21 protein-coding genes are annotated in these 24,595 nt (G+C 65.4%); 6 read left to right on the top strand and 15 right to left on the bottom strand.

All coding sequences use genetic code 11. The features are described 5' to 3' along the window. Nucleotides 1–95: 95 nt before the first annotated feature. Nucleotides 96–3,032, bottom strand: a complete 2,937-nt coding sequence (locus B1756_RS14540; protein ID WP_086889192.1) for a DUF1508 domain-containing protein — start codon at nucleotides 3,030–3,032, stop codon at nucleotides 96–98. A 458-nt stretch (nucleotides 3,033–3,490) separates the two neighbouring features. Here B1756_RS14540 and B1756_RS14545 point away from each other — a divergent pair, with 458 nt between their 5' ends. Together B1756_RS14545 and B1756_RS14550 are read left to right on the top strand one after the other, a co-directional pair. Continuing rightward, nucleotides 3,491–5,026: a phytoene desaturase family protein gene (locus B1756_RS14545; protein WP_086889193.1), complete on the top strand. Its 1,536-nt coding sequence runs from the start codon at nucleotides 3,491–3,493 to the stop codon at nucleotides 5,024–5,026. 6 nt (nucleotides 5,027–5,032) lie between these two features. Further along, complete coding sequence (locus B1756_RS14550) at nucleotides 5,033–6,043, top strand: prenyltransferase (protein WP_086889194.1); 1,011 nt, start codon at nucleotides 5,033–5,035, stop codon at nucleotides 6,041–6,043. A 167-nt stretch (nucleotides 6,044–6,210) separates the two neighbouring features. Here B1756_RS14550 and B1756_RS14555 read toward each other — a convergent pair whose 3' ends face one another. From B1756_RS14555 to B1756_RS14590, 8 genes are all read right to left on the bottom strand, one after another. Further along, the gene (locus tag B1756_RS14555; RefSeq protein ID WP_086889195.1) at nucleotides 6,211–6,540 is read right to left on the bottom strand and encodes a transcription factor S; all 330 of its coding nucleotides are present in this window, start codon (nucleotides 6,538–6,540) and stop codon (nucleotides 6,211–6,213) included. Nucleotides 6,541–6,620: 80 nt separating this feature from the next. Further along, nucleotides 6,621–7,043, bottom strand: coding sequence for a PIN domain-containing protein (locus tag B1756_RS14560; protein WP_086889196.1), 423 nt, complete (start codon nucleotides 7,041–7,043; stop codon nucleotides 6,621–6,623). Continuing rightward, complete coding sequence (locus B1756_RS14565; RefSeq protein WP_086889197.1) at nucleotides 7,040–7,336, bottom strand: AbrB/MazE/SpoVT family DNA-binding domain-containing protein; 297 nt, start codon at nucleotides 7,334–7,336, stop codon at nucleotides 7,040–7,042. The genes B1756_RS14560 and B1756_RS14565 overlap by 4 nt, the downstream gene beginning before the upstream one ends. An 87-nt stretch (nucleotides 7,337–7,423) precedes the next feature. Beyond that, complete coding sequence (locus B1756_RS14570; protein WP_086889198.1) at nucleotides 7,424–7,939, bottom strand: DUF8135 domain-containing protein; 516 nt, start codon at nucleotides 7,937–7,939, stop codon at nucleotides 7,424–7,426. Continuing rightward, on the bottom strand, nucleotides 7,939–8,856 hold the full coding sequence (locus tag B1756_RS14575; protein ID WP_086889199.1) for a hypothetical protein: 918 nt from the start codon (nucleotides 8,854–8,856) through the stop codon (nucleotides 7,939–7,941). Before B1756_RS14575 ends, B1756_RS14570 begins: the two co-directional genes overlap by 1 nt. Before the next feature lie 184 nt (nucleotides 8,857–9,040). Further along, nucleotides 9,041–9,877: an RAD55 family ATPase gene (locus tag B1756_RS14580; RefSeq protein ID WP_086889200.1), complete on the bottom strand. Its 837-nt coding sequence runs from the start codon at nucleotides 9,875–9,877 to the stop codon at nucleotides 9,041–9,043. 94 nt (nucleotides 9,878–9,971) lie between these two features. Further along, complete coding sequence (locus B1756_RS14585) at nucleotides 9,972–10,949, bottom strand: beta-ribofuranosylaminobenzene 5'-phosphate synthase family protein (protein WP_086889201.1); 978 nt, start codon at nucleotides 10,947–10,949, stop codon at nucleotides 9,972–9,974. 179 nt (nucleotides 10,950–11,128) lie between these two features. Next, the gene (locus B1756_RS14590; protein ID WP_086889202.1) at nucleotides 11,129–11,455 is read right to left on the bottom strand and encodes a hypothetical protein; all 327 of its coding nucleotides are present in this window, start codon (nucleotides 11,453–11,455) and stop codon (nucleotides 11,129–11,131) included. 388 nt (nucleotides 11,456–11,843) lie between these two features. On the opposite strand from B1756_RS14590, the gene B1756_RS14595 reads away from it, so the two are divergent. After that, a complete protein-coding gene (locus B1756_RS14595; protein ID WP_086889203.1) occupies nucleotides 11,844–12,587 on the top strand; it encodes a bacteriorhodopsin in 744 nt (247 codons plus the stop codon). 153 nt (nucleotides 12,588–12,740) lie between these two features. On the opposite strand, the gene B1756_RS14600 is transcribed toward B1756_RS14595, so the two are convergent. The 3 genes from B1756_RS14600 to B1756_RS19925 form a co-directional block, all read right to left on the bottom strand. Then, a complete protein-coding gene (locus tag B1756_RS14600; RefSeq protein WP_086889204.1) occupies nucleotides 12,741–13,169 on the bottom strand; it encodes a DUF3054 domain-containing protein in 429 nt (142 codons plus the stop codon). A gap of 479 nt (nucleotides 13,170–13,648) precedes the next feature. Further along, a complete protein-coding gene (locus B1756_RS19920; protein ID WP_228434620.1) occupies nucleotides 13,649–14,347 on the bottom strand; it encodes an IS630 family transposase in 699 nt (232 codons plus the stop codon). Further along, nucleotides 14,328–14,780, bottom strand: a complete 453-nt coding sequence (locus B1756_RS19925) for a helix-turn-helix domain-containing protein (protein WP_228434390.1) — start codon at nucleotides 14,778–14,780, stop codon at nucleotides 14,328–14,330. The genes B1756_RS19920 and B1756_RS19925 overlap by 20 nt, the downstream gene beginning before the upstream one ends. Before the next feature lie 322 nt (nucleotides 14,781–15,102). On the opposite strand from B1756_RS19925, the gene sod reads away from it, so the two are divergent. Further along, on the top strand, nucleotides 15,103–15,705 hold the full coding sequence (gene sod / locus B1756_RS14610) for a superoxide dismutase (RefSeq protein ID WP_086889205.1): 603 nt from the start codon (nucleotides 15,103–15,105) through the stop codon (nucleotides 15,703–15,705). 114 nt (nucleotides 15,706–15,819) lie between these two features. Next, nucleotides 15,820–19,095 (top strand): FAD-binding and (Fe-S)-binding domain-containing protein, encoded by a 3,276-nt coding sequence (locus tag B1756_RS14615; RefSeq protein ID WP_086889206.1) that lies wholly within the window; start codon nucleotides 15,820–15,822, stop codon nucleotides 19,093–19,095. A gap of 27 nt (nucleotides 19,096–19,122) precedes the next feature. Here B1756_RS14615 and B1756_RS14620 read toward each other — a convergent pair whose 3' ends face one another. The 3 genes from B1756_RS14620 to map form a co-directional block, all read right to left on the bottom strand. After that, nucleotides 19,123–20,859 carry a sensor histidine kinase gene (locus tag B1756_RS14620; protein ID WP_086889207.1) on the bottom strand — a complete coding sequence of 579 codons (1,737 nt, stop codon included), beginning with the start codon at nucleotides 20,857–20,859 and terminating at the stop codon, nucleotides 19,123–19,125. 62 nt (nucleotides 20,860–20,921) lie between these two features. Further along, a complete protein-coding gene (locus tag B1756_RS14625; RefSeq protein WP_086889208.1) occupies nucleotides 20,922–22,742 on the bottom strand; it encodes a sensor histidine kinase in 1,821 nt (606 codons plus the stop codon). An 85-nt stretch (nucleotides 22,743–22,827) separates the two neighbouring features. Further along, nucleotides 22,828–23,736: a type II methionyl aminopeptidase gene (gene map, locus B1756_RS14630; protein ID WP_086889209.1), complete on the bottom strand. Its 909-nt coding sequence runs from the start codon at nucleotides 23,734–23,736 to the stop codon at nucleotides 22,828–22,830. Between the two features lie 352 nt (nucleotides 23,737–24,088). Here map and B1756_RS14635 point away from each other — a divergent pair, with 352 nt between their 5' ends. Then, on the top strand, nucleotides 24,089–24,445 hold the full coding sequence (locus tag B1756_RS14635; RefSeq protein WP_186336466.1) for a hypothetical protein: 357 nt from the start codon (nucleotides 24,089–24,091) through the stop codon (nucleotides 24,443–24,445). Nucleotides 24,446–24,595 lie beyond the last annotated feature (150 nt).

Here is a 24,595-nt window from a genome sequence, read left to right on the forward strand (position 1 = left end):
ACCTGCACCACGCCTGCGCCCCGCCTCGTCCCGACCGGTGCTACTTTCGCCGCTCGCCACGCTTTGCCCTCGCTGGTCGACCCCTCGACTCGACCCTATTCGTCCCCACTCCCGGTGACCTCCTCGAGTGAGGACGCCTGCAGGGAATCGACCGCGTCGGAGGCCGCTGCTCGAGTCTCGTAGGCCTGCGTACTCTCGAGCAGTCCCGTCTCGGTGGCGTCGACCAGCCGCCAGCGCCAGCCGTCGTCGGCGACGTACAGTTCGAACGCCGGCCCCTCGAGTTCGAGCACGGACGCCCGCTCGATGGCAGATCGAACGTCGTCGACTGCATCGCGGGCGTCCTCGGTCGAGGTCCACGAGTCTGCGGCAGTGGCAACGAGCTCTCCATCACCGTCGAGCAGTCGCCAGCGCCAGCGGTCGTCGTCCAACTCGACGAGGTCGAACGACGCGCCGGTGCGATCGATCCGTCCGGCAGACGGGGCGAGTCGCCTGAGTTCGTCGACGGTCGACCGGACCATCGACTCGGTCTCGAGGGTGTCGACGGCGACGCCGAGAGGATCGCAGTCGCTCGAGACGAGCGTCCAGTGCCACTCGTCGCCGGCGCGCTCGAGTCGGATCGCCGCGGTGTCGCTCGCGAATATCGGTGCCTCGTCTGCGTGGGTCTGGAGCACCTCGACGGCCTCGTGAACAGCGTCTCGGTCGGAATAGCGCGCCGTGCCGTCGGCGATCGGTTCCCGGTCGCGATCGAGCACGCGAAAGCCCCAGTCGCCGCGGTCTGCGAGCTGGACGCTGTAGCTCCCGACCTCGTGGGTCCCAGCGTCGGCTACGACCGCCCGGACCTCCGCGATGTGGTCGACCAGCTCGTCTCGCGTCGTGAAGCCGCCCCCGGCGACCGCAACCGCGTCGCCTCCCGGAAGGACGAACCGCCAGCGCCACTCCTCGGCCGGGTACGGCTGAAAGACCGGTCCCTCGAGCCGATGGACGGCCGCGTCCAGATGGTCGAGCAGGCGCGTCATCGCCTCCTGAGCGGCGTCTCGCGTGGGATGGACGGCCGGTCCAAGAGCGACGAGTTTGCCGGTGCTGTCGATCAGCCGCCAGCGCCAGCCGTCGTCGGCGACGAACAGTTCGAACGCTGCGGTTTCGATCTCGAGGACGTCGGCGTCGGGGGCCTGCTGTTTCAACGTGACCATCGCCTCGGCGGCCTCGGTCCGCGAGTCGTGTTCCGTCCCGCTGTCGGCGAGCACGCTCCCGTCTTCGTCGATCAGTCGCCAGCGCCACTCGCCCGAGTCGGTCTCGTAGACCCGGAACGCCGCGTCCTCGAACTCGATGAGTTCTGCCTCACGGGCCTGCTCGCGGACGCGCTCGATCGCGTCGCCGACCGCCTCGGCATCGGCCGCGGGTTCGGGACCGACGGCGACGACGTCGCGTTCGGCGGTGACGAGCCGCCAGTACCAGCCGTCACCACCGCCCGCAGCGTCGTCACTCGAGGTCCCACTCGATGCGCCCTGTCGATCGTACTCCGACTGGGACTGTCGATCGGCTGTCGTCTCCCCGGGCGATCCGGAGGCCGTCTCCTCGGGTGACAGTGAACTCGTCTCCTCGGGTGTTTCAGGACCTGCACCGCGAATCGGATCGGTGGCCGTAGCCGTCTCCCGGCCGGCAACGTCCGCGTCGCTGGACGGCTGCTCCGACGATGGCGACGCGCCGTCCGTCCGTACGTCGTCTCGGGCGACGGCCGTCGGTACTCGATCGCCCCCTGAGCCGTCCGGGCCGTTCTGGGAGAAGACCTCGAACGCAGCGTCCTCGAGCCCGAGGACGTCCGCATCGGGTGCGTGCTCGGCGAACAGGTCGGCCGTTCGTTCCGCGTCGTCCCGACTCGAGGTTACGTCTGACGACCGGGCGACGACGCGGCCGGTTCCGTCGACGAGTCGCCAGTGCCAGCAGTCGCCCTCCCGATACCGTTCGTACGCGGGCTCGCCGGCGACCGTCACCGCAGCCGACTCGAGCCCCGATCGTACCTCGTCGGCCGCAGTCTCCGCGTCCCGCCGCGTGTCGTACCGTTCGGTCGCGTCCGCGAGAACGTCGTGGTCCTCGTCGACGAACCGCCACGACCAGTCGTCGCCGTCTTCGTACAGTTCGACGCCGACCCGGTCGACGGACACGACGCGGGCATCCACGAGTGCCTCGAGGAACGGATCGATCGCCGCATCGGCCCGGTCGGGATCGGGGTATCCGTCGGTGCTCTCGGCGAGGGGAGTCCGTTCGTCGTCGAGTAACTGCCAGTACCACCGACCGTCTCGTCGGATGATCGCGAACGCGGCCGTCCTGGCGTCGAGAACGTCGGCGTTCGGGCCGTGGTCGGTCACGGTGGTGACCGCATCCCGTGCGTCAGACCGGGTTTCGGACGCTCGAGCCGCGGTGGCGAGCGTGGTGCCGTTCGAGCGAACCAGCGACCAGTGCCAGCGCCCGTCCCCGTCTTCGTACAGCCGGATCGCCGCGTCTCGAATCGCCCGTAGCCCTGCGTCGTCGATCACATCTCGAAGCGCCTCGACGTCTGCCGCGGTCTCGTCTCGGGCGGATGTGCCCTGAGAGCCCTCGGCGACGGTCTCGAGTCGGTGGATGCGCACCGGCCACTCGTCGTCCCCCGGGCGGGTTGCGACGTGGACTCGTTCCCCGGCGGCGACGGGAACGCCCATCTCGTCGGTCGCGACGTCGGCTCGATCGGCTCCGTCGACCTCGTGCTGACGGTCGAGAAAGCGAATCAGGACGACGACACACCCGAGCACTGCCAGCCCGAGGAAGATCGCGACGCCGGTGTGCAGTTCCAGTCCCCGGTCCGTCCAGCGAACCGCGGCGACCGATCCCGGAAACGTGAGACCGGCGGCGGGTGCTGCGACTGCGGCGAGGACGAGCCGTCCGTCGTCTCCCTGGCCGCTCGAGCCGTGGGTGTTCGCCGGCGCTCGCCGCAGCCAGTCGACGACGCGAACGGCGAGTCTCGCCGCGTCCCGGCGAACGGCGCTCGAGACAGCCATGTGTCTCCGTCGGAGAGCCGGCGGATCATAATAATAGGCACCTTACGAACCGTCGGATTCCGACGGGCCGAGTGCCGTTTCCCAGTACAGCGCGTCTGGGCAGAACCGCACCGACTATAAACCGCTTCGGGAGGTGCCGAACAGTCACGAGTACGAGACCGTGAATCGGCGGTCTGGACGTGGAAGGAACGCTTACATCCAGTCTGACAGCCACGCCCACTCACCGTCGACGGTCGCCTGCTGTCCGCTGGATATCGGCCGGGGCTGAACCCCCGTCGTTGGAATTGATCGGGTATATGGGGCAGTCGCCGGTGCCGACCGCCGGCGATTGTGACGGTCGTTGGCATCGATCCGTCGTCGACAGGGACTGCGGCTGGACCAGTCCGTCGGCCGACGGGACTGTCAGGCCTACCAGTGTATGACGTACGCTTATACGCTCTCGCCAGTACGTTTGGGGTATGCAACCGCTGGCCGGCGAGTCTGTCGTGGTGATCGGGAGCGGATTCGGCGGACTCTCGAGCGCCTGTTACCTCGCTGACGCCGGGGCCGACGTCAGGGTCGTCGAGAAGAACGAACAGTTGGGCGGTCGGGCGAGTGTCCTGGAGCGCGATGGCTTCCGGTTCGATATGGGACCGTCGTGGTACCTGATGCCGGACGTATTCGAGCGATTCTTCGCGGACTTCGACCGCACCCCGACGGACTACTACGACCTCGAGCATCTGGACCCACACTATCGTATCTTCTTCAAGGAGAGCTCCGAACTCGATTCTGTGGATCCTGCCAGCGAGCACCACTCGAGCGTGCACGGCGATCGCGTCGACATCACGCCCGACCTCGAGCGAACCAAGGAGATTTTCGAGGAGTACGAGGCAGGTGCCGGGGAGACCCTAGAGCGCTACCTCGAAAAATCACGGGAGAACTACGAGGTGGGGATGGAACACTTCGTCTACGAAGATCGCCCGCGACTGCGCGATTACCTCGACCTGGACGTCGCCCGGAACGCTCGCGGGCTCTCGCTGATCGGGTCGATGCAGGGCCACGTCGAGGACTACTTCGATCACCCGCGGCTCCAGCAGATCATGCAGTACACGCTGGTCTTCCTCGGCGGGTCCCCCTCGAACACGCCAGCGCTGTACAACCTGATGAGTCACGTCGACTTCAACCTCGGCGTCTGGTACCCCGAGGGTGGCATCGGCAGCGTCGTCGACGCCATCGTCGACCTCGGAACTGAACTCGGCGTCGAGTACGAGATCGGCCGGCCGGTCACCGAGATCAAGGGCCGCGAGGGCGCATTTCTGCTCGAGACGCCCGACGGTCCGATCGAGGCCGATCTGGTGGTCAGTAACGCCGATTACGCCCACACGGAACAGGAACTCCTCCCGTCGCCAGGACAGAGCTACGACGCCGATTACTGGGAGTCACGGACCTACGCGCCGTCGGCGTTCCTGCTGTACCTCGGCGTCGAAGGAACGGTCGGCGAACTGGCCCACCACACGCTCGTGTTGCCGTCCGACTGGGATCGTCACTTCGACCAGATCTTCGAGGACCCGCAGTGGCCGGACGATCCCGCCTACTACGTCTGCGCACCGAGCGAGACCGACGAGACGGTCGCTCCCGAGGGCCACAGCGCGCTCTTCGTGCTCGTCCCGATCGCACCCGGACTCGAGGACGACACCGGGACCCGAGACCAGTACCGCGATGTGGTGCTCGACGATCTGGCCAGGCACACGGGGACGGACCTGCGAGACCGGATCGTCCTCGAGGAGCGCTTTTGCGTCTCGGACTTCGCCAGTCGGTACAACAGCTACGACGGGACGGCCCTCGGGTTAGCTCACACCTTGCGCCAGACTGCACTCTTCCGGCCGCCCCATCGGTCGAAGGGCGTCGACGGGCTCTACCACGTCGGTGGCGACACGACGCCCGGCATCGGGATGCCGATGTGTCTCATCAGCGGTGAGTTGACCGCAAGCAAGGTACTCGAGGACCACGCCTAGGACAGTATGGCTCGAGAAGGGGCGGGTTCCGGCGGTGGCAATACCAGCAGTGGCGATTCTGGCGACGATTCCGGCGGCGTTTCCAACGGTGGCCCCGGCACCGACGAGGCCGGCAGCGATCGTCCAGAAGCCACTGCCATCGGTGATCGCTCGTCCTCGAGCCCTTCGTCTTCGACACACTCCCTCTCGAGTCTCCGATACCTGCTGATCCTCTCGCGACCGCGGTTCTGGCTCTACCTCGCGGGGCCGGTGATCGTCGGCGTCGTCTACGGTGCGACGACGGTCGAGCAGCTGTTCACACCTATTACCGTCGGCCTGTTCGCGTACTTCCTGCTGCCGGCGAACGTGTTCCTCTACGGGATCAACGACGTCTTCGACAGCGAGATCGACGCCGCGAATCCGAAGAAAGCCGACAGGGAGGCCCGCTATCGCGGCCAGCGATTCGTCCCGGTGGTCGTCGCTGTCTCTGCGATGCTGTCGCTTGCGTTCGTTCCGGCTCTCCCCGCAGACGCCCTGTTCTGGATCGCCGTCTTCCTCGTGCTCGGGGCGGCCTACAGCGCGCCGCCGGTCCGGTTCAAGACCACGCCCCTGCTGGACTCGCTTTCGAACGGTCTCTACGTCGCTCCCGGTATCGCGGCGTACGTCGCCGTCGCGGGGAGCCAGCCGCCTGCACTCGCCATCCTCGGCGGCTGGCTGTGGGCGATGGGGATGCACACCTTTTCTGCGATCCCCGACATCGAACCGGACCGCGAGACCGGGATCCGGACCACTGCGACCGTCCTCGGCGAGCGACCGACCTACGCCTACTGCGGGCTGTGCTGGCTCGGGAGCGCCGTCGCGTTCGCCGCGGTCGACCCTCGCCTCGGCGCACTGCTCGGCGTCTACCCGCTGCTCGTGGCCGTCGTCGCCGCCTCGAGCGTCTCCGTCCACCGCGCCTACTGGTGGTTCCCGGCGATCAACACGCTCGTGGGGACGGCGCTGACGATGGGCGGGCTCTGGGTACTCGTTCACGCGTGACCGGTCTGTTTGATGCTGGTCGATGACTCGAGCACTTGTCGGCACACTCGAGCGGCGAAACCAGATCCGATCGGTACACTCGACCTGATCGGCACATCTGAGCTATGGGCGGTGACTGTAGACGACGAACTCGAGGCTGTGGCTCGGTTCCTGATCGAGGTCGGGGCCTAGTTGTACTCGCGCCAGCGGTGTCCACACTCGGTGCACTTGAAGAACCGCGTGGGCGGTTCGTCAGCCGAGGCGGTCTGTTTGAGCGTGTACCACGCTTCCTGTGTGCCACACTCGTCGCAGACGACGTCCGTCGACTTCGGCTTCCCCTCGAAGTTCGCGTCCTCCGTCGACTCGATCACCTCGTCGCCGGTCTGGGCTTCCGTCGTGACGAACGCCGCCTCGGCATCCCGATCGCGCGCGCTTGAGGTGTCACACTCCTCGTTCGTACAGACCATCCGATCGCCGTCGGCTTTCATCATCGAGCCGCACTCGTCGCAAAATTGCATACGTCGGCGTAGGTGTCGGGGATGCAAAAGTGCTACTCGAGCGTCTCGCTGCTACTCCAACTCGTCCCGTAATACGAGCCCTAGGCGGAACCGTCTCGAAATCGCTCGAGTGGGACGTCTGAAACCTCGTCGTAATCGTCGTCGCCACCAACGATGAGCATGGCTCCGAGAGTGTCTGCAGTTGCCAGAGCGAACGAATCTCCTAACGCTGGATTATATTCGAAGACGTAGTCCGATGCGTCGCTCCAGAGCGATTCCACACCGACACCCTCGATTCCAAGATCGCGTAGCCAGTCGACGTACTCGTCCGCTGTTTCTCGCCCATACTTTCGAGCGAGGGTGTATCTCACTTCCGCCAGGTTGACGAAGTTGACGTAGGCGTTCACGTCTTCGGCGGCAACAGCGTCGAGGAACGTTTCGACGACGTCGCTTCCGGGTTCATCCGTCGCATGTGCGATCAACGGTTCGGCGTCGAAAACGACGTCTTCTGGTACCGTCGTCATGTCTCGAATTGGGATTCGCGCTCGTTTCGGTCCTGTTTTCGTTTGTCTCTGAGTATTTGTGTAGCGGGAGTGTCGGTTTTTGGTTCTTGGCGGGATGCAAATCCACGCATCTCACTCGGTGACCGAACCTGCTCGACGACGACGTCTCCGTCTTCGGTTTCGCGGAAGAGGACCTTTCCTGGCGCTTCGATACCAAGCTTGTCACGGAACCGCTTCGGTATCGTCGCCTGTCCGTGTTTGGTGACGGAAACGACCTCTTTCTCTGAATCAGAGGGGTGTTCTGACTTACTCATAGTTCATAGATACGGTGCACTCATACGAAAGCGTTCTCCCTGTGAGTTTGCGAGTCCGGCGGGGGTTGGTGGGGTATCCACGACGTCTCAGTACTCGCGCTCGAGCGCCTCGTCCTCGAGGACGACGGGACAGTCCACGACCCGGAACGTCCCGAGGTCGGTCAGTTCGATAATTTCGGTGCCCTCGAGCCCGCAGCTAACGTCGGGCGGGGCCGAGAAGTGCTCACACTGTTTGCAGTAGCGGTGGGCGTCGATTTCGCGTTCGTCGCGGTCGTCCTCGAGCGGCGGCGTCTCGGTTGAGGTGTCCTCCTCGAGCCGTTCCCAGAGTCGGTCACTGTCGAGTTCCGAGACCGTGTGCTGGTCGAAGAGGCGGTCAGCCTCCGTCTGGGTACCGGCGTCAGTACTCGAGGCGGTCTCCCGCTCGCCGACGCTGGCTGCGAGGTCGGCCAGCGGCGCTTCCGTCGGATCGTACGTGACCTCGCGCTCACTCGTCTGGTCAGGAATCCCACTGGCCCGAGTCTCGTCGTCAGCCTCGAGCGTTCCGCCAGCGTCACTCGCACTGTCGGTATCGTCTGGTCCACTGGCCGGCTGGTCGTCGCTCATCAGTCACCCCCCGTTTCGGCTCCGCGAAACCCCCCTGTCACCTCGTCGTCGTCCGCCGTCTCGGCTGCGACCGCCTCGAGGGCGTCGCTCGGTCCCTCAGCTGCAACGCTGCGGGCGTGACCCTCGAGCGCCGGTGGATCGCCGGTGACGAGCGTCGGCGAACCGAAGAAGCCGGATTTCGGTTCGACGTCGGCGATCGTACTCGCGCAGGTCGGACACTCCGGTTCGGTCAGGAGAGCGACGTCGACGCTCTCGCCACACTCCTCGCAGGCTGCGCTCGAAACGCCGAGCCGGTTCGCCGCGAGTTTGAGGCTCTCGACCCGGGCCCGCCGACGTTCGCGCTCGAGGAGCGTTTCCTGTCGCTCGCGAAGGTCGAGGACCGCCGAGGCGAGGACGGTCGCCCGCGACTCGACCTCGTCTGCGCGCTCGAGGAGGTGTTCGAGCACCTCCTCGAAGTTCTCGAAGCCTGCGTCGAGCCGGCGGTCGATGGCTTCGACGGTCCCCTGAACCGACTCGAGGTCGTCCTGATCGGCGTAGGAGGAGTGATCGTGGGCCGCCGGTGCCTTGGCGTCGGTCTCCCGTTTGACCTGGATAACTCGGTCGCGGACGTCCTCGAGGAGGTCCTGAAACTCTTCGCGGGCGTCCTCGATGTCGGTCTGGAGGTCGGTCTCGAGTTCCCGAAGGTCCGAATCGGCGGCGAGAGTATCGAGGTCCGCTGCGTCCGGGAGGCTCGAGAGGACGTCGGGATCGATCGCGTCGGCGTCGTCGGTGGCGACGGCGTGTGCGGCGAGAAGGAGTCGGCGACAGGTCTCTTCGCGGCTCTCGTCGTACCGATCGGCGACGTTCGCGAGCCAGTCGTCGACGTCGGGCGGGAGCGAGATGGATACGGGGGAGCGCTCCGTTTCCTCGCCAGCCATTTCGAGACGCTACGGCCGTCCTGCTGATAAGGATTGTTGCCATCCACGATCTGCGTGAAAAGTTCTCACTCGCCAGTCCTGCGATTCCGCTCGAGTCCCCCCGGTGGCGGTCCAAGCCTGAACTGATAGCTCGAACCGATCGGCGTCAGTCGGATCGACCTATCGGTCGACGCCTGGAACGGCACTAGCGGATCTTGCGGACGTTGCTGATGTCGAAGCCGCTGTCGTGGATCTCGGTCTCGAACTGGACGACGTTCTCGTCTTCGAGCCGCGAGAGAACGCCCCGGAGTTGCTCGACGACGAGGGTGCGAGCGCGTTCGGCGCCGCCGGTCTGCCAGCCGAACCGGAAGGTGCCGTCGGCGGCCTCCTTCAGTTGGCCCAGTTGCGTCTCCTCGAGGACGTCCGCGTTGACCAGCAGCAAGATGACGCCGCTCCAGCGGTGGGACGCCCGTGCGAGCCCCTTCAGCATGACCGTCAGGTCGGCCCACTCGAGGTGGTCGTCGGCGACCGCGACGAGGTCGGTGATCGAGTCGACGACGACGAGATTGCCCGCTGCGTTGTCGGTCAGGTAGGCCGCGAACGCCTCGACGACGTCGTCCCTGCTGGTGTGGCTACCGAGACTCTGGAGGTCGGTCGGCCCGTCGTCGTACCACTCCCGGGGCACCGGCGTCGCCTCGAAGTACTCGCGTGCCAGTTCGCTAAAGGCCACCTCGTCCATCCCCGTCTCGACGAAGTCGTCGTCCATGACGACGGCCATCTCGCTCGCGACGGCGTCGCGCTCGTCGGTGAAGGAGACGTAGTGTATCTGTTCGGGCAGCACCGCACCCTCCTCGAGGGTGCCGTAGTGGAGGTCGAACAACTCGTCTCGCGCGATAGCCAGTCCGTTCATCACCGTGCTCGTGTAGCAAAACTCCCGCGCGCCAGCGCCCGATTCCCCGGCGAGCAGGATCACGCTCCCGGCGGGAACGCCGCCGCCGATCGTCCGATCGAGCCGCGATATCCCAAGCGGCATCCGCTCCATACCGCCTGTCTCGAGGGCAGGCGCTTACCTGTTGTGGCACCAGTCGGCCGCCGCTTTTCACGATGGAATCGGATCCACTGCGGTGGCGGAATCGTCACTCCTCGAGTCTCACGCGCGCTCCCTCGCTCGCTGCCTGCGACAGCACGACTCGCCCGTCGAGTCCCTCGCACTCGAGGGCGTCCTCGGCGGCTGCCCGGGCCTCGTCGACGTGGGCGCGATCGGTCACGCCGTAGACGACCGGCCCCCACGAGGACTGGCCGACGCCCGAGAGGACGGGACAGTCCTCGAGCGCTTCGACGAGGACGCCCGCGGGCGGGCGGAAGACCCCGCCCTGGGCGTCGGCGTACCAGCTGCCGTTCTTGCGACCGATCTCGGCGATCGCCTCGCCGAAGGACTCGAGGCGGCCGGCGGCTGCGGCCGGGAGGAGTTTTCGGGTGACGATGCCGGCGATTTCGTCGGCGACCGCGGGGTCGGCTCGCTCGACGACGGTTCGCATGCTCGCGTCTTCGTCGTCGCCGCTGCGGCCGGGCTGGGCGTCGGGGACGATCACGAGAAAGCGCCAGTCGTCGGGCAGATCGTGGCGCGCGACGACCGGGGGAACCGTCCAGTCACCCGCCGCAGGTGGTTCGGTCGTAAAGCGATTCGTCGGGTGGCCAGCGTCGACGACGAACCCGCCGGCCTCGAACGTCGCGACCCCGACGCCGCTCCGGCCGCCCCGGCCCATCGCCGGTGCACGAGAGCGGACCCGCGGCTCGAGGTCGTGGGCCCTTGCAGTCGCCGCGAGGACGGCCAGCGCGAGTTGCGTCCCGCTGCCGAGACCGACGTGACGCGGAAGCCGTTCCTCCAGGGTGAGTGAGACGCCGGAGACCTCGAGGACGTCGACGGCCCGCTGGGCGTAGTCGGCGACGAGCGAGTCGTCGGCCTCGACGCTCGAGGCTGGTTCGGCGACGACCGTCACGCGAGGTGCTGTGAGACCGACGCCGATGCCGCCGTAGAGGCGGCGGCGCGCGAGTGAGAGATTCTGAAATCCGACGTGGAGGCGGCCCCCGGTGGTGACGGTCGCGCGTGTCATCCGTATCCGGGCTAGCGCGCTCCCGTCAAAGGGGGTTTCGACGGTGGCAACGTCTGGGACGTTCTCGACCAGTTTGGTCTTGTGAGGCCGTGAGCCGACGGGTGTGCGTCTCGACGGCGCTCTCACCGTTCTTCGTCCGTGGAGTACCGGTCTCCGTCTCGGGGACGGTGGACCGGTCGCTACCGGGTAGACGCGTCGTACGTAACGTGAACGGTCGGGGTATGCGGTGAGTCGGGTGCGGGGACACCGTTCCAGTCGACGAGGTGGACGTTCGCCATGCGGCCGGAGAAGCGAAACCGGCGCACGCCGACGTCGATCGTTCCCTCGGCGACCTGGTCGGTGACGACTGTCGCGTCCGCGGCTGGATCCTGTCCGACCATCTCGAGGTCGCCGTCGACGGCGATCTCGTAGGAGGCGGGGACGCCGCGCCCGACGATCGTCACGAGGTTCGGAAGGGGATCGGTTGACTGTGCTGACTGGCTGCGTACCGGAACGTCGCGTGCCATAGTTCGACGAGGCGAATCCGGCGGTATAAGTTTTCTTGCTCGCGAATTGGCCGGTCTCGGTGACTTCCATCGGGCTTGACAAGCCGACGGCCGTCGGCTGCACGAGGCGGTCCCGGCGAGCCACCACTCTCTCGGGGGTCTGACCGCTCGCAGTAATCTGTCTATCCAGCGGCAACAACTGTTTTGTTTCTCTATTAGAGATAACACGATCACACCACGGTTACTGTTTCGCAGACATGGCAAGCCAATCGATTCACCTGACTGAGTATCGACAGCGGCGTATCGCGCGTGACGACCATCACTGGTGGACGACTTCCCGACCGGTAGCCGAGCAGACCCTGACCAGGTCCGAAACGGCTGATCGCTCGTCTGTTCGGAGTGCCGACCGATGATCGAACACACGACGCTCTTCGGGCTCTCGAGTGGCATCATCGGGTTGATGGCGGTCGTTTTCTTCGGCTGGACCGTCAGGCGATCGTCGCGGTTTCGTGTATACGGATTTGCCGTCGTCGTCGCTTGCGGTGCCATGAGCGTGGCCTATCTCCTCATGGCTGCCGAGGTGTTGACCGTCACCACGACTGGGAGAGAGGAATCTGTCGCCCGATTCTTCGGGTACACGATCGCGTGGGCTGCCGTCTGTGGAGTCGTCGGTGCAGTTACCGACGCAGACCGCCGGTACGTCATCGGATTGCTCGTGTTCGTCCTCGGGTGTCTCTGGGGAACCTTCGCGAGTTGGGTTCTGGGCGGTCTCGCCGGGACGGTCGTTTCGATCGGTATCTTCACGTCGCTGATCGCCATGGTATACGTGCTGTTCGGGCCGCTGACGAACTCGGCTCGGACGGTCAGCGCTGACCGACTGTTGCTCTACGAGAAGACACGAAATCTGGTGATCCTGGTCTTCGCTGGCCTCCTCCTCACGGGGCTCGTCTCCGAACAGAACTTCGGGCTGACCGACGCGTTCGTCGGTCAGTTAGCCGCGACGTACATCGATCTGGTCTGGCTCGCTGGCTTCGGCGGGCTGGTCTTTCGCTATCAGGATGCCCTCGAAGAGGCAGGGAACGGGCCGCTGGGGACGACGACCCGTGACGACGACTCGAGTCTCGGTGAGTCAGCTGCTGGAGCGGCGAACTGAGCGGCAGCGACGGTGACCTGCTGTCCTGTTTTCACGGCAGTTCGATCGTCGCCCCGGTCGCTCGGCCGTTGGTTTCGCGACACTCGAGCCACGCCCATCGTGTGCTCGAGTGTCCACAGCCGGTCAGCGGTTACGGCGTCACCGCGGTCGCGGTCACAATCGCTTCGCAACGACGGCCGCGTACAGGACGCGCCAGCCGAGGATAGCGACCAGCCCGGTGCCGGTCATCACGAGGCCGAACGGCCATTCGGCACCGCCAGCAAAGAGGTCGGACGCTCGCAGGAGGAGGCCGATGTTCGCCGCCGCGATCCAGCTGACTGCGCTCAGGCGGACGGCTCGAGGCACCGACGTCGCGACCTCGCGGGCGTACACCCCGGCGAGCAGCGAAGCGACGACCCAGCCGGCGACGAACGGGATCATCGTCTCGACGGACGCGACCGGGTCCGACAGGAGGCTGATCCCGTGGGAACGCTGGCCGAGGAGGATCAGTACGGCGATCACCAGCACGTCGACCGCCGCGAGTGTCAGGACGCGTGGATCGGTGCTGCCGGACCACTCGGCACTGCGCGTTGTCGCGTTCATGGCTGTTCTTCCGGATCGTATCCCTATCTGTCTCCCGATTCAGTTGCGACAGAGTCGACTCGATAGCCTGCGATGGATCGAGTCAGTCGACCTCGAGGCGTTCACGGACCACAGACGTCGACACAGGTGTCGCTACTCGCTGGGACAGTCTTCGAGTGGAGTGGTCGATTCCGGCACCGTACGCGAGCGCAGAAACGGTGAAATCGGCGACACGTGGTCGCCGAGACGTCCAACGGACGGAGCACTGCGAGGTCGACCCCCGCATCTTCCTCGAGTCTCGACAGGGACTTTGTTATCGTCGTCGTTCCTCCTCGTGGCGTGGTGCGGTGAAACCGGTGACACGTCTCACTCGAGGACTCCGCTGGATGCGAGTACGCACTGCCTAGTACCGTTCCAGGCGTCGACCGATAGGTCGATCCGACTGTCGCCGATCAGTTCAGGCATAGACCGCCACTAGTACCGTTCCAGGCGTCGAGTGACTAGTTCTCAGCCTCCTCGAGAGTTGGATAGAGCCGGTGTAATTTCGTTCGAGCGTCCTGGTTAGTGAATTGCCAGTCGATCGTGGCATCCATCTCGTTGCGCTCGGCTTCCCACGCAGCGACCTCCGACCGGAGGGTCGCTGCGTCGGGAATGCGGCGGTTGAGACACTGGGTCTGGAGCGAACTCCAGACGAGTTCGGCCATATTCAGCCAACTGCCGTGCGTGGGCGTGTAGTAGAACTCCAGTCGATCGAGATACTCGCGTGCTTTCTCGGGTGTGAGGAATCGATAGAATGCAGCGGGATTGTGCGTACTGAGATTATCCACGACTACCCGGATGCGGTCCGCATCCGGGTAGTCGTCAGCGATCGCCACCATGCAGTCGATCCACTCGGACGTTCGTCGGCGTTCCGTCACGTGAAGGCGACACTGGCCAGTCAACGGCTCAGTCGCAACGTGGAGCATTCGGGTCCCATTGCGTTCGTAGTGATGGTCTGTTCGAGCGACCGCTCCCGGTTTCGCCGGGAGCGGGTCGCGGACGTGCTTGCGAAGTTCCTTGCTGGACTCGTCGAAACAGACGACTGGACGGCTCTCGTCGTACGGTTCTTCGTACAGCGAAAGGATCGTTTCCATCCGGTAGACGAACTCGGCGTTCTCTTTTGGCGGAATCAGCCAGTACTCAGAGCGGTGTGGCTTCAGGTCGTTTTTTTAACCGCTGTCTGACGGTTTCCTCGGAGATCGAGTCGAACTCGATCTCCTCAAGGGTGACAAGGCGGTCAGCAAGCAAGGCGTACGTCCAGCGAGTGTGACCTTCTGGAGGCTCTGAACAGGCGAGAGCGACGAGATGTGCTTCAGCACGACCATCAAGTTTCGGCGTGTAGTCTCTGTCGGGTTTGCGGCGATGGATCGCCGCAATCCCTCGCTCAGCGTACGCTTTTCGTGTTCGGTGAGGTGTCGAGATGCCGCAGTCGAGGTGCTCACAGATCGTAGGATCTGTGAGCCCCTCATCACTCTTTAGAAGAATCTTGGCACGGGTGATGGCTTCGGCTCTGTGTTCTCCTTTCGTGACGAACTCCGTGAGTTCACGGCGTTCTTCCTCTGTGAGGTCAACAACGTGCTTCTTTCGTCCCATTACTGTAGATACGCGTCCAGAGTAGATAACCTAGTCTGTCGACATTTGGGACAGTACTAGACCCGGGACAGACGTCGGAACGGAACGTCCCAACTGACGGGCAGCGGACGGTCCCCGCCGCCGCTCTCGAGTGTCGTCTCGAGTCGGCTGCTGGTCTCGGTTGTGATCCTCGCCGCCGCCGCTGAAAGGTTTAACACGCGGTTCGTGGTGTTTCCGTACGTCGCCCGCGGCCGTCGCGGGACCCACTGAAGTGAGGTGTGATATCATTTCACTCCTCAACACTTAACAGGAGAGATACCGATACAGATAACAGGTGTTATCCATGACTGACCACGAACTTCCACCACTTCCGTACGACTACGACGCACTCGAGCCATCGATCTCCGAGCAGGTCGTGACCTGGCATCACGACACCCACCACCAGGGCTACGTAAACGGCCTGAACTCGGCCGAAGAGACTCTCGCGGAGAACCGCGAATCCGGCGACTTCGACTCGACGCCGGGCGCACTCAGTTCGGTCACCCACAACGGCTGTGGACACTACCTCCACACGCTGTTCTGGGAGAACATGAGTCCGGACGGCGGCGGCGAGCCAGCGGGCGACCTCGCCGAGCGCATCGAGGAGGACTTCGGCTCCTACGAGGGCTGGAAAGGCGAGTTCGAAGCCGCTGCCGGCGCCGCCGGTGGCTGGGCGCTGCTGGTCTACGACCCCGTCGCCAAGCAGCTTCGCAACGTCGCGGTCGACAAGCACGACCAGGGCGCACTCTGGGGTTCTCACCCAATCCTCGCCTGTGACGTCTGGGAGCACTCGTACTACTACGACTACGGCCCAGACCGTGGCAGCTTCGTCGAGGGCTTCTTCGACGTCGTCAACTGGGACAAGGTCGACGAAGAGTACCAGAAGTGCATCGACCACTTCGAGTAAGTCGGAACGCGACGATTCGGTCAATCTCGAACTTTTCTGCAACGTATCTGCCCAGCCCCCGGTGTCCCCAACTGGCAGTAGGATTATCCCGTCCGCGCTCGTCACTGTCGGGAAATGGCTGCCGAGGACGAACGGAGACTTCGGGAGAGGGGAACCGGTCGCGACGAAGCGGCTGACGATACCGGTGAGTGGGTGCTCGAGGGGCCGTCAGCACCCACGCCAGACGCCGCAGCCGCGGATCTGGCGAGTGACCTCGCGGACTCCTGTCGCGGCGACGTCAGGTTCGACGAGTACACGCGCGTGCTCTACGCGACCGACGGCAGCATCTACAGCGCCCAGCCAGCCGGTGTCGTCTTCCCGCGAGACGTCGACGACGTGCAGGCTGCAGTCCGGGTCGCCTCGGCACACGACGTCCCCGTCCTCCCGCGTGGGGCAGGCTCCTCGCTCGCCGGACAGGCCGTCGGCCCCGGTTGCGTGGTACTCGACCTCTCGAAGCATATGGACTCGGTTCTCGAGGTCGACACCGATGCCCGACTCGCTCGAGTACAGCCGGGAGTCGTTCAGGACGACCTCGACGCGGTGCTCGAGCCCCACGGGCTGAAGTTCGCCCCGGACCCGGCGTCGTCGAACCGGGCGACCGTCGGCGGTGGGATCGGTAACAACTCGACGGGTGCCCACTCGGTGCGGTACGGGATCACCGACGCCTACACCGAGGAGCTTCGGGTGGTGCTCCCGAACGGCGAGGTGATCCACACCCGCGAGGTCGTCCTCGACGGGCCGGAGTACGACGAGATCGTCGAGGCAGACACTCGCGAGGCGGCGATCTATCGGACGGTCAGGCAACTGGTCGAGGAGAACCACGATGAGATCGACGAGCGCTACCCGGACCTGAAACGGCGAGTGACCGGCTACAACCTCGATCGGGTGATCTACGAACGTGCAGACGGCGAGCGGGTGATCAACCTCTCGAAGCTCCTCGTCGGTGCGGAGGGAACCCTCGGCGTCGTCGTGGAGGCCACCGTCTCGCTGGTCACCCGTCCCGGAGAAACCGCGCTCGCGCTCTACTGTTTCCCCGAACTGCAGGCGGCCCTCCGGGCGGTCCCCGAAGCGCTCGAGTACCCCGTCAGCGCGGTCGAATTGATGGACGAGGAGGTCTTCCGACTCGCCCGGGAGTCAGACGGCTACGCCCAGTACGCCGAGCCCATCCCGGAGGAGACTGCGGCAGCGCTGCTGCTCGAGTGGGACGACGAACTCGTTTCTGGTACCGAGGACGGTGACGACGACGGCCACACCCAACGGGCGGCCTTCGAGGCTGCCGTCGCGGAGACGACCGCCCACTTCGTCGACGACGGCGACGCGTTCGAGGTGCTCGAAGCCTACACCGAATCGGCACAGGCTGATCTCTGGAACCTCCGGAAGGCCGCGATCCCCCTGCTCATGAGCCTCGAGGGCGATCCGAAGCCGTACCCGTTCATCGAGGACGCGACAGTCCCTCCCGAGGAACTCGCCGCCTACGTCGCGGACTTCGAGGCGGTGCTCGAAGATCACGACACGGAGGCTGCGTACTTCGCGCACGCGGGTTCGGGAACGCTCCACATCCGGCCAATCCTGAACCTCAAATCCGGGTCTGGCGTCGAGGCCATGCGGTCGATCACCGACGACGTGACCGACCTCGTCCTCGAGCGCGGGGGCTCGTTCTCGGGCGAACACGGCGACGGGATGGCCCGGACGGAGTTTACTCCCAAGATGTACGGCGAGGACCTCTGGGAGGCTTTCAAGCGAGTGAAAACCGCATTCGATCCCGACTGGCTCATGCACCCGGGGAACGTCGTCTACCGCGACGGTCCCGGGGACGTCGGTCCGGACTCCGAGCGCGGCGTCGGCGCTGACGTGCGCGACCACCTGCGATACGGGCCGAGCTATAGCTCGCTCGAGCCCCAGACGACCCTCGATTTCGAGCCGGAGGGCGGCTTCTCGCACCTCGTGGAACTCTGTAACGGCTGTGGCACCTGTCGGCAGCGCGACGGCGACGTGATGTGTCCGACCTACCGGGCGAGCGACGAAGAGATCGAGACCACGCGCGGGCGGGCGAACCTCCTGCGAGCGGCCATCAGCGGCGATCTTTCGCCGGAAGAACGCCACAGCGAACAGTTCCAGACCGCGGTGCTCGACCACTGCATCGGCTGCAAGGGCTGCCAGCGGGACTGCCCGACCGGCGTCGACCTCGCGAAGCTCAAAGCCGAGGTGAAACACCCGTACCACGAGCGCGAGGGCGTCACGCTTCGCGAGCGACTCTTCGCCGATATCGATCGGTTCGCGGCGATCGGCAGCACCCTCGCACCGGTCGCGAACCGCCTCCCGCAGGTTCCGGGAGCACGGTCCCTCCTCGAGCGGACCGTCGGAATCGCTGCCGAGCGAAGCCTTCCCACGTTCCACCGGGAGTCGCTGGTCGAATGGTTCGAGTCGCGAGGCGCCGACGGCGCCTCGAAAACGCGAGCGGCAGCGCCGCGGGCGAAGCGCGGCCCGCAGGTCGACGCCGACGAAGCCGATCTCGGAGTCGTTCTCGTTCCGGACACCGATACGAACTACTCGAATCCCGATCGTGGAAAGGCCGCCGTCGCGTTGCTCGAGGCGGCGAACGTCCACGTGCGCGTGCCGGACCTCGGTCCGACAGGCCGGGCGGCCTACTCACAGGGACTGCTCGAGACAGCCCGCGAGCAAGGGGAAGCGTTCCTCGATGACTGTGAGCCGTTCCTCGAGCGCGGCTGGTCGATCCTGTTCGTCGAACCGAGCGACGGGGCGATGGTGCTCGACGAATACAGTTCGCTCCTCGACGTCGACGACAGTGACCTCGAGCGCCTTCAGACGAACACGTTCGGCGTTTGTGAGTACGTCGACGAGCACGGTCTCGACGGCTGTTTCGCCTACGACCGCGAGGCCGCTGCCCGGACGCCGCTGGTCTATCACGGCCACTGCCACGAGACGGCCCGCGGTGCGGAGGGCCACGCCATCTCGGTACTCGAGCGGGCAGGCTACGACGTCACGCCGGTCGACTCGACCTGCTGTGGGATGGCCGGCAGCTTCGGGTACGAGGCCGAACACTACGACCTCTCGCGGGAGATCGGGCGTCTCCTCCGCGACCAGCTCGTCGGCGCGACGACCGGGAACTCGAGTGAGCGAGCACCGACTGGTGGTTCCTACGCTGGCGACGAATCGAAATACGACGCCGATAGGAGCCCCGGGCCCGTCGTCGACGACGGCGCTGACGCTGTTGTCGACGCGACAGTCGTCGCCACCGGCACCTCCTGTCGGACCCAGATCGGAGACTTCGACGGATTCGACGACCCGCTCCATCCGGTCGAGGCGCTCGTGGCCGTCCTCGAGGACTGAGGCGAGTACTCTCCACCTGCTGCCGGTTCAGGGCGCTTCGTTGTCGGGGAGGTCGGTCTCCGACGCGTCACGTTCGACCCCGGAAAATTCGAAGCGTGCGCCACCGGACGCGCTCTCGGTGACTTCGACGGTCCAGCCGTGGGCGTCGGCGATCTGGCGAACGATACTCAGTCCGAGTCCGGTTCCGTCGCGGCCGGTCGAATACCCGTGTTCGAACACCTGCTCGCGGTTTTCGGGTGGAACGCCGACACCGTCGTCCTCGACGACGAACGTGACGTGACCGGAGCCCCCGGCCTCGACGCCGACGGTCACGGTGAGTTCCTCCGACGCCCGGTCGTCCTCGTCCGGGACGCCGTGTTCGATCGCGTTCCGGAACAGGTTCTCGAGCACCCGGAGCAGCCGATCGGGATCGGCCTGGATCGTCGCACTCGAGTCGATCTCGAGGGTTGCCGATCCCGTGTCGACGCCCTCCCACGCTCGTCTCGCCAGTGCCCCGAGATCCACGCGTTCGGTCCCGGTCACGGCTTTCCCCTCGCGGGCGAGTGTGAGGATGTCCTCGATGATCGCTTCCATCCGACCGTGGTGTCGCTCGATCTTCTCGTAGTACTCTTCCTCCCCGGTCTGTTCGACGAGGCCGAGCGAGCCGCGGGCGACGTTGAGCGGGTTGCGCAGATCGTGTGAGACCAGACTGGCGAACTGCTCGAGGCGGTCGTTCTGGCGGCGAAGCTGTCGCTCCCGTCGGCTCACGTCAGTAACGTCGTGGGTGATCAGGACCCAGCCGACGTGGCGGCCGTAGTCGTCCTCGATCGGCCGGGTCGTCACCTCGAGTCTCGTCTCCGTCTCCTCGACGTCGATCGTCGTCCCGCCGGACCCGGTGGTGAGTGACTCGACGTGGTGGTAAAGTGCCGTCTCGCCGACGAGGTCGGCGAACGGCCGACCGATCAGACTCGTCGACTCGACGCCGAGAACGCTCAGCGTGAATCGCCCAGCGTCGTTGACGTCGATCAGCCGCCCGGCGTCGTCGAGGACGAACACGCCGTCCTGGACGGTCTCGAGGACGCGATCGCTGGCGATGGGGAGGAGGTCGATCAGCTGATACCGGATGATCGCGACCGCGAACAGGAGACTCACGACGGGGAGGACCAGTGGAGTCACGTCGACGTCGACGAGCCCGACAGTGAGTGCGAGGCTGGTCACCCCCGGTGTGAGTGTTGCCAGAACGAGCATCGCAGCCTGGCGGCGGTAGATCGACCTCGATCGAAGGGCAACGCCAGCGAACATCGCACCGACCGCCAGGAGTAGCGCGTAGCTGTAAGCCAGGTGACCGACCAGCGCCACGCCGTGATCCGGCGCGACCGCTATACTCGAGGCTGGGTCGGGTTCGATCGTCCCGAAGAAGTGGTTGCCGGGGTCAGCGATGGCGAAGACAGCGACGGTGACCGGATGAACCGACAGTGCGAGGTACGTGGCCGGCCCGAGAAACCGTTCACGGCCAGTGTACTCGAGAGCGAAGACGACCAGTGCTGCAGCGCCGATAGCGATCCCGACGTACAGAGCGCGGTACAGCACCGCCGAGAGCGCGGGGTCGGTGACCGTCACGTTCGCCAGCAGGATTGCGCTCCAGTACAGCCCGGCACCGACGTACACGAGCAGTGACCAGCCACCGGGGCGGTCTCGGTACTGCCAGAGAACGGCCAGCAGCAGGATCGACGTGAGTACAGCCGCGGCGTACCCGGCCTGCAGCGCCGGTTGCTCGAGAGCCACTCGGCTATGTCGTGTCGAAACCGCCTAAAACTCTCTGGCCAGCGGGTTTCCCCTCCCGCTGGTCACTCCGCTGACGACACGGCTCGTCGAGCATCCCGGTCGTGCCGTGGGTCGTGGTCGGGGTCGACGACTTCGACACCATGAAACTCGAAGCGTGCGCCACCGGACGCGCTCTCGGTGACTTCGACGGTCCAGCCGTGGGCGTCGGCGATCTGGCGAACGATACTCAGTCCGAGGCCAGCGCCGTCGGACCCGGTGGAGTAGCCGTCCTCGAACACCGCCTCGCGTTTCGAGGGTGGGATGCCGACGCCGTCGTCCTCGACGTAGATGCCGTGACGGTCGGACTCGATTTCTGTGAACAGGCCGGCGGCGACCTCGAGGGACTCGGCCGGTGGATCGTGGTCTCCAGAGACGCTACTATCGGCCCGGTCGTCGTTCAGGCGGGCCTCGAGTTCGGGGCTCAGATCGTCCTCGACTCCGTGTTCGATCGAATTGCGAAACAGGTTCTCGAGCAAGCGTCGGACCCGATCTTCGTCGGCGACGATTCGTGCGTCGCCGTCGACGGTGAGCGTCGCCGCACCGGTTTCGACGCCGTCCCAGGCGCGTTCGGCGAGCGCGGCCAGGCTGACGGGTTCTGGATCCGTCACGGGCTGGCCAGTGCGGGCGAGCGCGAGGACGTCCTCGATGATCGTTTCCATCCGCTCGTGGGAGTGTTCGATCTCCGCGAGATAGGTCTCGTCGCCGGTTTCGCGGGCCATCTCGAGGTAGCCGTTGGCGACGTTGAGCGGGTTACGCAGGTCGTGTGAGACGACGCGGGCGAACTGCTCGAGCCGGTCGTTCTGGCGCTCGAGTTCCCGTTCGCGACGGTGGCGATCGGTGACGTCGGCGATCAGGACGAGCCAGCCAACGTGGCGATCACGGTCGTCTTCGATCGGCGTCACCCGGACCTCGTAGTGGCGGCCGTCGACGGTCACGTCCGTCGTCGACGGCTCGGCCGTGTCGGTGAGTTCGGCGAACACCGACTGACGGTCCGGGACGTCGCCGATGATCGAGTCGACGTGTCGACCGGCCAGTCGTTCGTCTCCGGTTGCCAAAATCGCTCGGCCGGCGGGGTTGACGTCGACGAGTCGCCCCTGCCTGTCGACGACGAAGATCCCTTCCGAAATCGTGTCGAGGACGCGGTCGTGAGCGATCGGTACGATGTCCCCGAGCCGGTAGCGGACGATCGCGACCGAGTGGAGCCCGCCCATGACGACGTAACCGATCGGCGTCGTGTCGGCGGAGACAGGGCCGACGACGTGAACTGCGTTGAACAGCCACGGGAACGTCGCCCCGCCGAGCAGCGCGAGCGCCTGTCCACGGTACAGCGACCGGGACGTGATCAGGAACTCGAGGATGAGCGCGGTCGCGACGGTCATCAGGAAATACGAGTAGATCGTGTGAAGCTGGAACGCGACGCCCCACTCGACAGCGACACCGGTCACCAGCGTCGGATCCGGCTCAAGAGCGGTAAAGAAGACGTTCCCGGGGTTCGAAAAGGCGAGGGCGACGACGACGATTGGCTCGATCGAAAGCAGCGCGATCGTCTCTTTCCTGACGAATCGCTCGCGTCCGGTGTAGACGAGCGCGAACACCAGGACCGCGACGACGCTGAGGCCCACGCCGACGTAGAGGAACCGCTCGGCGAAAACCGAGATTGTGTAACTGTCACTCGCGGTTCCGACGAGCCGTGATGCAGAGAAGATAGCGGTCCCGAGGAGCGTCGCGGCGAGCGGCGTGGCACCGACCCGTTCGCGGTAGTGCCACATAACGACCGTGAGAACTGCTCCAACGGCGGTGGCGACGGCGTATGCGACGAACAACACCGCATGACTGACCGTCATCGATCGTGATAGGTCTACGATCGCTAAAAATGTGTGGTCGATTTGCCGGGATACAATTCGCTCGACGAACGACGTCGGCCCCTGCTCAGCCAGAACGGTGGGCGGTCGTTACTTCACAGCCGTCCTCGGTAACGATCACGGTATGTTCTTTCTGGCTGACGAGACAGCCGTCGTCCTCCTTCAGGACGGGATACCCGTGGAGGACGTTGTTGCGCTTGAGCCGGCGGACCGCCATCTCCGCGCGGTCGGTCTCGAGCCAGCGCGTCGCGAACGGCAGGGTGCGGAACTCCGCTGTAATCTGGTCGAGTGCCGCTCGAGCCTGTCGGTTCCGGACGTTTCGTTCGTGTTCGAGGGCGAAGATTTCCTCTTTGGCTCCCTCGGTGACCTTGCCGCCGCCGTCTGTGGCGAACGGTTCGATCGCGACGACGTCGCCGACCTCGAGGGTTGTCCCCTGTGAGACGGCTCGGTTGGGGATGTTCGGACTGGTGTGTTGTTCCCAGTGGCCCAGCCCGTGCCCGGTGAGGTTAACGACGGGGTTGTAACCGTAGCCGTCGATGACGTCTTCGATCTCGGCACCGATATCGCCGGTACTCACGCCCGGTTCGACGACGTCGATGGCAGCCTCGAGTGCCTGTTCGGAGGCTTCCGCGAGTTCGGGGTTCCCGGAGAGGTCGACCGTGATCGCGGTGTCGGCGAGCCAGCCGTCGACGTGAACGCCGATGTCGAGGTTGATCATCTCCTCGCCGAAGGTCGTCTCGTCGTCGATCGACGGCGTCGCGTGCGCGGCCTCCTCGTCCACGGAGATGTTGACCGGGAACGCTGGCTGGCCGCCGAGTTCGCGGATTCGATCTTCGGCGTACGCTGCGATCTCGAGGTGGGTCACACCGACCTCGACGCGTTCGGCGGTCTCCTCGCGCACCTGGGCCAGGATCTCACCTGCCTCACGGTGTTTCTCGTACTGCTCGGACTGAAGGTCCACCTCGGAATCGGCCATGCACCGGGGTTGTACCGGTCGACAAAAAGAGGTTCCGCTCTCGAGATCGGTAGCGCCCTCGTCCGGACCGATCGTGTATCCTCGACGCTCGCGATCCGCGCTCCGTTTCGCGGTCGCCTCAGGAGTCACGCCGGTCGACCCACGAACACCGTGGGCAGGCGGCCAGTCCCTGAACGTTCGACAGCGTCGTCTCACAGTCAGGGCAGACCCGAGCCGGATGATGTGGTGCTCGAAGCATCACTCCGGACCACGAATACGACGATATTTAATCTTGGGTACGACGATCGTCGATGATCCGTGGACGGCCGAAACCCGCACACTTACCTCGGGTGCTCGTGAACAACCGGCGACGATGACGGAGGTCGCGTTGCTCGTCGCGTTCTGCGCCGTAATGGGGGCCGTCGCGATCGTCAAGTTCGCCCTCGCAGACGAACGCGACCCCGTCGACGCGGGCGTGATTCTCGTCGTGTGGGGGATCACCGTGCTCGCAGCCCTGTGGACGGCACTCGAGGAGGGCTGGCTCGTCTTCGAGCACCACCTGTTGCTCGCGGTGGTCGGGATCGTCCTCGTCGGAAGCGGCGTCGCGGTGATGGTCGTCTACTGGCACCATTCTCCGCAGTCGACACCGATGCGCCGCCGGGTGGCCGAGTCCGGAGAGCGGGCCGAGTCCACCGACCATGAGGCGAACGGTGATTCACCGCGACAGTGACTCCGGAACGATCGCTCGTCAACCGTCGGCTTCTACCGACGACGATCGACGAGGATCCGTCCACCGGCGGCCAGCCGTCGTTCACGATCGTTCGACGACGTTTGCCGTCTGACGGGCTCGAGGTGACGATTTTCGGACGTTCGACGGATC

Origin of the sequence: Natrarchaeobaculum aegyptiacum (genome assembly GCF_002156705.1) — an archaeon.
Lineage (GTDB): Archaea > Halobacteriota > Halobacteria > Halobacteriales > Natrialbaceae > Natrarchaeobaculum > Natrarchaeobaculum aegyptiacum.

Bases quoted from the DNA above. Each gene is read 5' to 3' on its own strand.
- B1756_RS14540 (WP_086889192.1), bottom strand. From the start codon at position 3,032: ATGGCTGTCTCGAGCGCCGTTCGCCGGGACGCGGCGAGACTCGCCGTT.
- B1756_RS14545 (WP_086889193.1), top strand. From the start codon at position 3,491: ATGCAACCGCTGGCCGGCGAGTCTGTCGTGGTGATCGGGAGCGGATTC.
- B1756_RS14550 (WP_086889194.1), top strand. From the start codon at position 5,033: ATGGCTCGAGAAGGGGCGGGTTCCGGCGGTGGCAATACCAGCAGTGGC.
- B1756_RS14555 (WP_086889195.1), bottom strand. From the start codon at position 6,540: ATGCAATTTTGCGACGAGTGCGGCTCGATGATGAAAGCCGACGGCGAT.
- B1756_RS14560 (WP_086889196.1), bottom strand. From the start codon at position 7,043: ATGACGACGGTACCAGAAGACGTCGTTTTCGACGCCGAACCGTTGATC.
- B1756_RS14565 (WP_086889197.1), bottom strand. From the start codon at position 7,336: ATGAGTAAGTCAGAACACCCCTCTGATTCAGAGAAAGAGGTCGTTTCC.
- B1756_RS14570 (WP_086889198.1), bottom strand. From the start codon at position 7,939: ATGAGCGACGACCAGCCGGCCAGTGGACCAGACGATACCGACAGTGCG.
- B1756_RS14575 (WP_086889199.1), bottom strand. From the start codon at position 8,856: ATGGCTGGCGAGGAAACGGAGCGCTCCCCCGTATCCATCTCGCTCCCG.
- B1756_RS14580 (WP_086889200.1), bottom strand. From the start codon at position 9,877: ATGGAGCGGATGCCGCTTGGGATATCGCGGCTCGATCGGACGATCGGC.
- B1756_RS14585 (WP_086889201.1), bottom strand. From the start codon at position 10,949: ATGACACGCGCGACCGTCACCACCGGGGGCCGCCTCCACGTCGGATTT.
- B1756_RS14590 (WP_086889202.1), bottom strand. From the start codon at position 11,455: ATGGCACGCGACGTTCCGGTACGCAGCCAGTCAGCACAGTCAACCGAT.
- B1756_RS14595 (WP_086889203.1), top strand. From the start codon at position 11,844: ATGATCGAACACACGACGCTCTTCGGGCTCTCGAGTGGCATCATCGGG.
- B1756_RS14600 (WP_086889204.1), bottom strand. From the start codon at position 13,169: ATGAACGCGACAACGCGCAGTGCCGAGTGGTCCGGCAGCACCGATCCA.
- B1756_RS19925 (WP_228434390.1), bottom strand. From the start codon at position 14,780: ATGGGACGAAAGAAGCACGTTGTTGACCTCACAGAGGAAGAACGCCGT.
- sod (WP_086889205.1), top strand. From the start codon at position 15,103: ATGACTGACCACGAACTTCCACCACTTCCGTACGACTACGACGCACTC.
- B1756_RS14615 (WP_086889206.1), top strand. From the start codon at position 15,820: ATGGCTGCCGAGGACGAACGGAGACTTCGGGAGAGGGGAACCGGTCGC.
- B1756_RS14625 (WP_086889208.1), bottom strand. From the start codon at position 22,742: ATGACGGTCAGTCATGCGGTGTTGTTCGTCGCATACGCCGTCGCCACC.
- map (WP_086889209.1), bottom strand. From the start codon at position 23,736: ATGGCCGATTCCGAGGTGGACCTTCAGTCCGAGCAGTACGAGAAACAC.
- B1756_RS14635 (WP_186336466.1), top strand. From the start codon at position 24,089: ATGACGGAGGTCGCGTTGCTCGTCGCGTTCTGCGCCGTAATGGGGGCC.